Raw genomic sequence first — 2,769 nt, forward strand, 5'->3', positions numbered from 1 at the left:
CATGAAGCCTCTGAATCACAAGACAAATCCGCAAGCAATAAATAAGTTAGCGCGTATGGGCTCAAGGCCGGGACAGCGCGGAGAGAGTGTTCGATGCTCTGGACCCGCACCCAGGACAGCGCGGCAACTGTGTCGTCGGCTCCTCGCCTCAGGCCTGATCTGCCTCGAAGCCCTCGAAGATGATCTGGTCGGCATGGGCCAGCGCCTGCGCCGTGTCGGCCGGATTGCGCAGTGTCCAGGCCATGATCGGCAGGCCGAAGACCTTGCGCAGCAGGCTCGGGCCCGCCATTGGCAGGTCCTTGTAATGGTAGGAAATGAAATGCGGCCGGGTGCGCGGGACATGCAGCAGGTGGCGCATGATGAACCGGTCCATGCGTGTCAGCTGGCGGTATTCGCCCTGGTTTGGCGTGCGGTCGGCCACGATGCCGCGCGGGATTTCCGGTGCATGGGCGCGCATCACCGACAACATGTCCGGGTCAAACGACTTCAGCACCAGCGGGCCCTTGTAGCTGCGCACGATGTCGCAGATGCGGCGCACAAAGGCGGCCTGGGCATCGGCCTTGTTCAGCGACTTGACTTCGACCACCAGCGTGACGCGGCCGGCGACCTGCTCCAGCAATTCCTCGAACAGCCACAACCGGTCCGTGCCGGACTTCATGCGGATTGCCACCAGTTCCTCGGCCGGACGGGCAATCACCGGGCCGCTGGCATCGGCCAGCCGGTCCAGGTCGTCATCATGGAAGACGATGGCGCGACCGTCGGCGGTTTCCTGCAGGTCCACCTCGATGGCGTAGTTGCGGGAGATGGCCTCTGCGATGGCAGTAGGGCTGTTTTCAATGATGCCGGCGGCGGCGGTGTGGAAGCCGCGATGGGCGATCGGGCGGGCGACAATCCAGGACGTGTCGGTCATGACGGGGATCCGGTGGGGCGGCAGGGGAGGGTGCGCGCGGAGTGGCGCACGGAAAGGATGGCGCGCGAGAAGCGGGGCAGCGGCACCGGCCACCGCCCCTTTGGTCCATCAGGCGACTTCGATGACCGCTTCGATCTCGACGGCCACGCCGAAAGGCAGCGAGGCAACGGAGACGGCCGAACGCGCGTGACGGCCCTTGTCGCCGAACACGTCGACGAGGAAGTCGGAGCAGCCGTTGATCACCTTCGGCTGGTCAGTGAAGTCCGGGGTGGAGTTGACCATGCCGACGAGCTTGACGATGCGCACGACCTTTTCCAGGTCACCGATCGCAGCCTTGGCCTGTGCGATGATGTTGATGCCGCACAGGCGGGCGCAGGCGCGGCCTTGCTCGACGCTGAACTCGGCACCAATCTTGCCGACGAACTCGATGCCGTTCGGGCCGATCGGGATCTGGCCGGAGACGAACAGCAGGTTGCCGGTGCGCACGACCGGAACATAATTGGCCTGGGGCGCTGCCGGGGTCGGCAGGGAGACACCGAGGGCGGCGAGGCGCGCTTCAATCGTTTCAGACATGAGATCATCCTGTTCAAAGGCTGGAGCCCGAAGGGCAACCGGGGGCGGGAACCGAGGTCTTGATGCCCGGAATCCGGAAGGTGGGCAAGGCCAAAACCGCTGCCGCCCCGCCTCTTGCCATGCCAATTCTGCAACTGGGCCGCAGGGTGCTTCGCCGGCTGGGGGAATTGCCATCGGACTTGCCACGTCGGCCCGGGAATGTGCTAGGGAAGACAGATTGGTGGCCGCGTATCTGGCCTGATCCTGGGAGCCTGTCCATGTCCGCATTTGCAGCGTCGTTCCGTGCGCTGTCCGTCGCCGCAGTTCTTGGCATGGGCTTTGCCGCTTTTGGGGCGCTTGCTGCAGAGGCCGCCGGCGTGCCACTGGTGCCGCATCGGGCGATCTATGACATGAAGCTTGGTGAGGCTGCAGACGGCACGGGCATCGCCGCGCTCAGCGGGCGCATGGTTTATGAATTCTCCGGCAATTCCTGCGATGGCTACAGTGTGACGTTCCGCTTTGTCAGCCGCTTCGAGGACGAAAGCGGTCTGGCGCAGGTAACAGATCTGCGCACGTCGTCCTTCGAGGAACCGCAGTCCGGCCGCTACCAGTTCCTGTCCCAAACCTATATCGACCAGGACCTCAGCGAGGAAACGCGTGGAACCGCGCAAGGGTCGAAGGACAAGCTGAAGATCGGTCTCGTCAAGCCCGAGGAAAAGAAGGTCGACATCAACGGTGACATCTTTTTCCCGATCTCGCATCTCAAGGCCATGATCGGGGCTGCCACCAAGGGGCAGTCCTTCTTCGAAGCCCAGGTGTTTGACGGGGCGGAGACCGGCGACAAGGTCTATGCCACATCCGCTGTTATTGGAGCGACCCAGTCCGGCGCTGACAGCGCTGGCGAAGACAATCCGGTCGCCGTTGAACGGATTGGCGCGGCGGAACGCTGGCCGGTGACCATTGCCTATTTCGATCCGAAGCTGGACCAGGGCGGCGAGGTGACGCCGGTCTACCAGATCAGTTTCCTGCTTTATGAGAACGGTGTCACCCGCCGCCTCGTGCTTGACTATGGCGATTTCAAGATCGAGGGCCAGCTGAAGGATCTCGTGGTCTACCCAATGACCGACTGTCAGTGAGGACGGGGGCTGAGGCCATCTCTAGCGCGTTCTCTCCGCGCCTTGGCAGCTCCGGTCCGCAAGCTTTCGCAACAAAAGAAACACACTCTCAGCCGTCATCCCCGCCTTGTGCCACTGCTGTCCGGTTTAAGTTTGGAGCCCTGGGAGTTGCATCTGCGTTGTTTCGATTGG

3 protein-coding genes are annotated in these 2,769 nt (G+C 63.1%); 1 reads left to right on the forward strand and 2 read right to left on the reverse strand.

Annotated features, from left to right (window positions below; genetic code table 11):
• Positions 1-148: 148 nt before the first annotated feature.
• Both ACTIFE_RS20395 and ACTIFE_RS20400 read right to left on the reverse strand, forming a co-directional pair.
• Complete coding sequence (locus tag ACTIFE_RS20395; RefSeq protein WP_439530980.1) at positions 149-910, reverse strand: glycerophosphodiester phosphodiesterase family protein; 762 nt, start codon at positions 908-910, stop codon at positions 149-151.
• Between the two features lie 108 nt (positions 911-1,018).
• Positions 1,019-1,483: a RidA family protein gene (locus ACTIFE_RS20400; protein WP_439530981.1), complete on the reverse strand. Its 465-nt coding sequence runs from the start codon at positions 1,481-1,483 to the stop codon at positions 1,019-1,021.
• Positions 1,484-1,740: 257 nt separating this feature from the next.
• Between ACTIFE_RS20400 and ACTIFE_RS20405 the strand changes: the two genes are divergently transcribed.
• Positions 1,741-2,598, forward strand: coding sequence for a cell envelope integrity EipB family protein (locus ACTIFE_RS20405; RefSeq protein ID WP_439530982.1), 858 nt, complete (start codon positions 1,741-1,743; stop codon positions 2,596-2,598).
• Positions 2,599-2,769: the final 171 nt, after the last annotated feature.

Origin of the sequence: Pannonibacter sp. (assembly GCF_051860505.1) — a bacterium.
Lineage (GTDB): Bacteria > Pseudomonadota > Alphaproteobacteria > Rhizobiales > Stappiaceae > Pannonibacter.

Excerpts from the sequence above, each read along its gene's own strand:
- ACTIFE_RS20395 (WP_439530980.1), bottom strand. The coding sequence starts at position 910 with ATGACCGACACGTCCTGGATTGTCGCCCGCCCGATCGCCCATCGCGGC.
- ACTIFE_RS20400 (WP_439530981.1), bottom strand. The coding sequence starts at position 1,483 with ATGTCTGAAACGATTGAAGCGCGCCTCGCCGCCCTCGGTGTCTCCCTG.
- ACTIFE_RS20405 (WP_439530982.1), top strand. The coding sequence starts at position 1,741 with ATGTCCGCATTTGCAGCGTCGTTCCGTGCGCTGTCCGTCGCCGCAGTT.